The organism is Nocardioides sp. P4_G4 (assembly GCF_056401085.1).
Map to the genome: position 1 here is coordinate 25,006 of NZ_JBFUKA010000063.1, position 7,609 is coordinate 32,614.

Annotated in this window: 4 protein-coding genes; all 4 read left to right on the top strand. The window is 66.2% G+C overall.

The features are described from left to right. The first annotated feature begins 598 nt into the window (after nt 1-598). The 4 genes from AC1DQF_RS15145 to AC1DQF_RS15160 all read left to right on the top strand — a co-directional run bounded on the left by AC1DQF_RS15145 (nt 599) and on the right by AC1DQF_RS15160 (nt 7,385). Nucleotides 599-1,876 carry a hypothetical protein gene (locus tag AC1DQF_RS15145; protein ID WP_477526048.1) on the top strand — a complete coding sequence of 426 codons (1,278 nt, stop codon included), beginning with the start codon at nt 599-601 and terminating at the stop codon, nt 1,874-1,876. A gap of 428 nt (nt 1,877-2,304) precedes the next feature. Beyond that, on the top strand, nt 2,305-4,038 hold the full coding sequence (locus AC1DQF_RS15150) for a hypothetical protein (RefSeq protein ID WP_477526049.1): 1,734 nt from the start codon (nt 2,305-2,307) through the stop codon (nt 4,036-4,038). Between the two features lie 58 nt (nt 4,039-4,096). After that, on the top strand, nt 4,097-5,407 hold the full coding sequence (locus tag AC1DQF_RS15155; protein WP_477526050.1) for a hypothetical protein: 1,311 nt from the start codon (nt 4,097-4,099) through the stop codon (nt 5,405-5,407). A gap of 421 nt (nt 5,408-5,828) precedes the next feature. Further along, nucleotides 5,829-7,385: a hypothetical protein gene (locus AC1DQF_RS15160; RefSeq protein WP_477526051.1), complete on the top strand. Its 1,557-nt coding sequence runs from the start codon at nt 5,829-5,831 to the stop codon at nt 7,383-7,385. Nucleotides 7,386-7,609: the final 224 nt, after the last annotated feature.

Consider the following 7,609-nt stretch of genomic DNA (forward strand, 5'->3'; position numbering starts at 1 on the left):
ACAGGTCGTCGCCTCGCGGGCACTATCCTGAGGCGCCGAGGAGGAACCTTGAGCGAGACCGACCGCTTGGCGCTGCGCCGCGAATCCGACAAGTCATTCACATTGATGGGCTTGGTTTCGATCGACAGCAAGACCGAGGTCACCGTTATCACTCCTCACGGAGCTGCTGAGACCCACTCACGGAGCGGCCTCACCTTCGTTAGCTTCGGGAGTATCAACCATTTTGCCCGACTCGACACGGACGGTCTTCGTCGGGCACTCGAATCGTCACCCGCAGGTCAGGAAGACGTTCGAGGACGAGCCGGGCGTTCGCGCGAACGGGGAGGGGTCGGCGAGGAAGTTCGCTTGGAAGGGATCACCCGAGACGCGGTTACTTCCGTACATCGACGCTTCGCACGTAGTTGCTCCCCCGAGACCCGCCCCGGTCGAAGCCGTGACGGACGCGCCTGCGCCGAGTCCCGCGAACGGACAAGACCCTCTCGACCACTCAGTCACCGACACGACGGCGGCGGCACCCGTCGTTCCTGAGATGCCTTCCCTCCCAGGCGAATCTGTCGCCCAGGCGGCGTCAGCGACTGCGACTCGCGACGCGGCCGTCGTGACCGCCGCACAAACGTCCACTTCGGATGAACCAGCTTTACCGAAGAACCAATTGCTGGGCCTCCTCGAGAAGTGGCTCGGCTCTTCCTCACCCCAGACTCTGGAGGATGTCGAGAGGTCGGTCCTACAGATCGGAGCCGCGCTCACCCCGGTGCCCGTCAAGGACCTGAAGGCTCTTGCGGACGTGCCCTCACTGGAGCGGCCTCTCGCGTTGTTGCTGCTCCTTGCGCGGGAGCGAGAGACCAAGCTCTGGGCATCAGAGCCCGAGGCCCTGGATCCGTCGGCATCATCGGCCGCCGTTGAGAGCGCCATAGCGGAGAGTTATAGGACAAGTCCGGCCAGTGATCTGTTCGCGCGATTCGTGGTCCGCGTCGCACGGCGCACAGATCTCCACCAGCTTCCCCTGGCTCTCGTCGCGGGCGCCTTCGCACGTGCCACCGCGCTCGAGAGCGTGCCTAGTCGATCTAGTAGTCATCAGGATCTGGCAGCGGTTCTGGCAGAGAGAACCAGGACCTCAGTGGGTGAGGACTGGACGCAGGCTGATCAACGCGTCAAGGACGTAGCCATCGGGATGAACCGATTGCCCCTGGACGAAGAGGGCCCACGCAGCAAATTCCTCGCAGCGCTCTTCGACATCCGTCGGCAACATCTCGACGGTGATCTCCTGTGGAAGAGCATCGAGCTGGACGATCTCCACCGCGCCGCTGGCGGGGTCATGCGTCGGGCCCTGCTCGACCCCGACCTCGCCGAACGCATTGTGCGCCCAGCGGTCGCCCAATTCGCCGCCGAGTGCTTCACCCGGCACGACCTGGGCAAGCTCGTCACGCTGCGCGGCACATTCGCTGCGTACGTGGACGAGCGCGCCCTGACCGCGGCGATGGCGCGCGTGGCCAAGGATGACCGGAAAGCGGCCGAGTGGTTCCGAGGTCTGCGCCAGCAGGAGTTGCTCGATTCGGTCGCGAAACAACGCGACGCCGCCGTCCACGAAGCGGAGACGGCCAAGGCAGCGACCGCAGAGGCTGAAGACCGAGCGGCGAGGGCACTCGCTGATCGAGACGCGGCAAGTGCTGCGCTCAAGCGATCAAGTGAGAGGGCCGTGCAGGCGAGCGACGCACAGCTACGGCAGGCGAAGCTCGACGTACTGCGCTCGCTGGCGAGTCTCGCTGTCACGATCAGGGAGTCAGCTGCGGCGAACGAAGACCCCGCACGCATACCTGCGCACCTCCGCAACGCGAAAGAAGCGAATGAAAAGATCGGTGAGTGGACCCGGACATAACTGCAGGTCAGCGGCGTCTCGAGCAGGACGTCACTGCCGCGATGTCGGAGTTGCGCGAGGCCGAGGACAGACATCAGAGGGCAGCGCGCGTGCTTGCGGATGCCCTCCTGAGTGCCAACGAGGGCGGCGTTACCTGGGCCCGACTCACCGAACTCACCGGCTTCAACTTCCCGGCGACCACGCGGATGCGTGCCCAGCGAGCGAAGAACGTCTCGGAACTCAACCCGTCGCTGCGGTGGCGCGTGGAGCACGGAGGTGCCCGACGCAACTCACCGGGATGAACGGTACAAGCTGGTTCCGCGAATCCGGCCCCTCGACCCATGCCGCCGATGCAGGCTTGTGCCGTGCCCGCCTACCGACGAGTGACCACTCCTGAAGGTGCCCGAGCTCTGGCAACGCACCTGAACGGGAACGCGAGGGACCGACCCGTGATCGTGGTGACGACGCCGCACGGCCGGACGGAGCCGTGGATCGACATCGTTGAGATCGTCGACCAGGTCGGCGACATCGCCGAGGTCTATCTCGTGCCCACTGGCCCGCACTCGTGGGACCTGTCCAACAACCYCCCGGCCATGACGCAGGTCTACGGCGGCGCCGGACGGGTCTATCCGGTCGGCCACGAATGGGCGAGCGAGCCGCGACGGTCCCCGCTGCGGTTCGCCTAYAGCGCCGCGGAGGGCCCGAAGGCGACCACCGCTCTCATCGATGACGCTCTCCACATGGCGACCGAGGCCGGCCTCTTCGACAACGTGCAGACAACGGCGCGCGTACGCCTCACGGGTGTCGTGGTCGGCATCGTGGCCGACCGTGCGATGGTGAAGCTGGACGGGCGCATCGGCATCGTCCCGGACGCACTGGCCTTCCCGGGTCTGCCGCTGGAACGGTCGCTCCAGCCCGGCCAAGAGGTGACGGGTCTGTACGACGCCGACAGCCGCTGGTTCGACGTACGCGAGTCCCGCCTCGAACCGGACGTCGCGCTCTCGTCGTACGCGGCCGGCGACGTCGTCCTGGTCCAGGTCGAGTCCGTCGAAGCCGACCGTGCGTCGGTCTTCCTGCACCCGCTCGTCACCGTGGACGTGACGCACACCGCTGTCACCTCCAACCCGCTCGACGATCTATCCGACCTCCTGACTCCCGGCGAGGTGCTGCCGGCACGCGTCCTCGCAACCGGGGGCGAATGGCAGCTCAGCCTGCTCGACATCGACGACGACGAGGAGCCTGTCGCGGCAGCCGCCCTCTTCGCGGGCGGCCCACCTTGGTTGGTCGCGGCGACCCCAACCGATGTCTCGGAGCCGGCCACGCCTGCCGCGGCGCCCATCGAGGTCGTGTCGTTCGACGTCGAGATCGACGTGGCTGAACCGGACGCGGAGCCGTATGTCCCCGACGCGCCAGTGAACGCCCCAGCACCAACAGGTCCGAGTCCGGCGATGTTCGATCGCAGCCGCGCCGTCCGACCGCGCCCGGCGCCGGGACCGGCAGAAGCCCCGGCAGGGCCACCAGCCGCAGCGGCCGAGAGCGCCAGCACGAAGTCGATGTCCCTGACCATCGCATCCCTCCAAGCCGAGGTGCGCACCGCAAAGAGACAACGTGACGAGGTGCACGCACAGGCGCAGGGGTTCGCGACCGAGCTGGAGCACCTGCGCACGGAGCTGCGCCAGGTCGAGGACCACGTACGCCGACTCACGCAGCAGCTTGAGCAGTCCCGAACGAAGCTGCGGAAGTCACGATCGACCTCCAGTGCGACCGATGCGCCTGCCTTCGCCGACCCGGAGCGGGGTTTTCACTTCCTCGTGGAGCGGGCGTGGGCCACGCGCATCCCAGCCGCGGAGCAGCCAGCCTGTCCGTTGGGCGACTACTCGTTGGGTCCGGATTTCTTGCGGAGCCTCGACGCCCTGCACGGTCTTGCCACGGATCGTGTCGCCGACGTGGTGATGGAAGTTGTCACCGGGAAGGCTGCGCTGTCGGGGGGCCGCGAGCTCCACCAGCTCCGCACGGACGACGCCGGCGGTTCGCCCCAGAGGGTGCGCGAGGACGGGGCACGGGCCTGGCGGGTCAGCCTCCAGTCCAACACCCCGGCCGCACGCCGGCTCCACTACTGGGTGCTGCCCGACGGTTCGATCGAGCTGGCCAAGGTCGGTGTGCATGACGACGTGAGCATCTGATCCGGCAGGGCGGAACAAACTGACGCCTCCCAAGACGGGCCTCTGCGAGGATGCGCGCGTGACCTCGATCTCGGACATCCCGATGCCGCCGTACACCGTCCACCTGAGCGACGGATCGAGCGGCGAGGTCGAGTTCGGGTACACCGAGGGCCTCCTCGACCTTCTCGGTCACGAGCTGCTGGTGTGGACCCGTCCCACGGACGGCATGGACCCCGGGCTCGACTGGCCGGGCCCGAAGGCGGGACGGCGCGCCGTGCAGAACACGTGCTTCCGCATCTTCACGGCGGTGGAGCAGGGAACTTTCGGGTACAACACCCCGCTGGAGTTCGACCTGCCCAACGGCACCACGGTCCTCACCGTCCGCGAGCCGGAGACGGCGGAGGCGGCGCACGCGACCGCGCTGGCTCCGCACACTCCCGTCGCTCGGGTGGGCTGGGAGCTCCGGCGCAACGACTTCGGGCCGCTCCTGCCCGTCAGCGCTGCGCAGCTTCCCGGGCTCGTCCRCAAGTGCCGGGAGATCGTGGACATGCTGCCATCGCACGCCGCCGTTCCCCACGACCTCACCATCGACGATGCCTCGCTCGGCGAGGACGGCTTCCCCGTCTCTGACACCTACGGACCGGCCAGCCCGCTGGTGCGCGCCGTCGCCGCGTCTCTTTCCACGGCAGACGAGGTCGTCGTCGCAGGCCTGCTCGAGAACGCCCGCCTCCTGCTTGACGGCGGCGATTCCCAGCACAGGTTCGACAGTCTCTTGTCCTCAATCGCTCGTGGCGCCGGCAGGTCCGCCGCCGTCTCCCGGTGCGAGGGGCTCGCGAAGCGCCTACCAATCGCCGCGCCGGACGACGCGGACGCCGCGCGCCTCGAGATGGCGGTGCGGGTCACGCTTAAGACCGCCGCGCTCCACGACCGGCTCGACGACGCCGACCGCATGCGGGGCTACGGCCCGTGGGAGACCAGCCTCTACTTCCCGGAGCGCCCGCCCGGCCAGGCCGCTACCGCCGAGACCATCGCCTCGGTCGAGGCTGCGCTCGCCGCGTTGTCCCCGGGCGCGCTCGCTGAGCTTGTCGAAAGACACGGCGACGAGAGCGGATTCGAGGACCTCGACATCTACGCCATCAAGCACCGCACCGGCCTGCCCGCTCGCCACCGTCTACTTGAGGAGCTCTCGGACCAAACGGGCCGACACGTCGAGGAAGTCCGTCTCCTCACCACGACGCTGCTCTCGGCCACGGCATGGCGCATGGAGGACGGTGAGAGCGACGACGACACGTCGGCGTACGTCGGGTGGGGACTGGTCGACGAGTACGGCGACCTGCTCCCCAGCCTTGAGCTTCTTCTGCGACTCGGGCCAAGGCCTGAGGACTACTGAACTCCTGCACCTAGACACATGCTCCGTTGAAGCCAAAGAGGCGGCGCCTGCGAATCGGCCGCGCGCGACACGGACGACCGATAGCCTGCTGTCAGCAGCGCGCAGGCGCACCAACGACTGCACGGAAGGTGAACAGTGGGCCTTTTCAGCAAGAAGTTGAGTGACGACGAAGAGGACTGGACAACCGAGTGTCGGAACTGCGGCGGCACGGCCACCAATTGGAACTTCTGTAGCGAAGCCTGCAGCCTGGAGCACTGGGAGAAGCAGGAGCGAGCTAACTCGGGTCGGACGTACAACACCGACCCGAACTGTCCTGCCTGTGGAGGCTCCGGTTCGTGCAAGCTCTGCGAAGACAACGGTTGGTAGCGCAGCCCGGCTCCAAACCGCGGCACGAACCCAAATCCGGTGATATGACAGCCGCATGAAACCCGTTGTCGAGGCGACTCCTGCCACCCTCGTCGAGCTGGAAGGTTGCCCAGGTCTGGCGCTGGTGTTTGGCGAGCGGGCAATCTCGGGGTTAGACGTGATCCCTCCGGCACTCTTTCCAACGAGCGCTGCGTCCTCAGCGACCGATGCGATCAGTGCACTTACCGGCAGCGCGAACATCGCGGCCCAAGCGGGCCAAGCCACGGCTGGCCTTCAAGGACTGGTCAGGCTCACCCCGGAGACCTTGACTGCACTCCAAACAGCGACACCGATGACCAACGCCGCGGGAGCAAACCTCGGCGCACTCGTCGACTCTTCGGGCAAGATTGCCCACTCCGTGCAATGGGTCCCAGCAGGAGCAGCGGGCGCCGTCGGCGTGGCTGCCGCCCTGGGACCCGCCGTCGCATTGCTGCTGATCCAATTGCAGCTCGCAAAGATCTCCACCCTTGTCCGGGAGAACATCGCGCTGACCGACGACTTGCTCCAGACAGTGAAGCGGGAGCAGTGGGCCGGCGTTGAAGGGCTTCACACCGCGATGCTCAAGGCAATCGACGAGGCCCAGCACGTAGGGCATGTGACCGGCCACATCTGGGAAAACATCGCAGGTCATGAAGCAGAGTTGCGCGCAAGCCGAACGCTCTTCCGAGACAGCGTCAACAACCACAAGTCGAGACTCGCTGTCAAGAAGGATCACCGGGCCCGAGTGGAGTACCTGAAGCACCACGCCGAGGAGTTGATCACCGACGCCCAAGCGATGATTCGGGCACAGGCCGCGTGGTTCACATATCAAGCCATCAGAGCAGGACGGGTACACGCCGACCCCAACGAACCCGACTCCCTTGTGGGGAAGATCGTTCTCGACGCAAGAACGGAACACGACCAAGAGCTCGATGTGCTGGATCAGCTGCTGTACCAGCTCCACTGGGAACTCTCGGTGCTCGCCGACCTGCCCGGTAAGCAGACCGTCCCGTTCACCAAGTCTCGTCGTGCGGCCAAGGAAGTCGCACGCGTCTCGAGAGTCTTGAAGGATCAGGTCAGCGCGATGCGCGAGTCCATAAGCATCGAGGTACCTCCACTCCCCGAGCCGATGGTTGTCGCCTTCCCCCACAGCCTTCCAGAGCACCTCCCACGGGTGATCCGCTGGCACCTGAGAGAAGAACAGTTACTCGCCGTTGCCGAGACTAGGACGAAGTGGAAGGGCCGGTCCTGGACGCACTACCTGGCCGCGACCGACAGGCGCCTGCTCGTTCTGGCGAAGGAGGACTTCGAGCGGCATGGAGAGATCAACCGGTCGATCGATCTGAACTCGATCCGCTTTGTGCGGTACCGGCCTGCCAAGGCGGGAGAGAAGGGGCGCCTGGACATCATCACGCCCGAACGCGACCACCATTACGAGTTCGAAACCTGGGCAGACCACGGTGACGGCGCACAGGCGGCGCAGAGGTTCGCTGACATGCTGGGCAGCCATATGAACCTCCCGGCATCTGAGATTCCCGATTCTCCAATTGTCGGCGCACTTGCAGTTCGTGGTCTGACTGGTTCTGATTTGTGAATCTCAGGGACGTCCCATCTCTCAAGCATGGTTAGGAGAAGGGTTGGCCCACCCCAGCCATAGTGGGCGGATGGCAGGTCCTGCGCCCCGACTCCTGAACGGGCTGAGTGCATTTCGAGATCCGACCGACCCCCGCCGCTAGCTGTGATGTCCAGCCAGGTTGTCCAACCGGGTGATGGGCGGGAGGCCACCGAGGGCTGAGTGTGGCCGGTGGTGGTTGTACT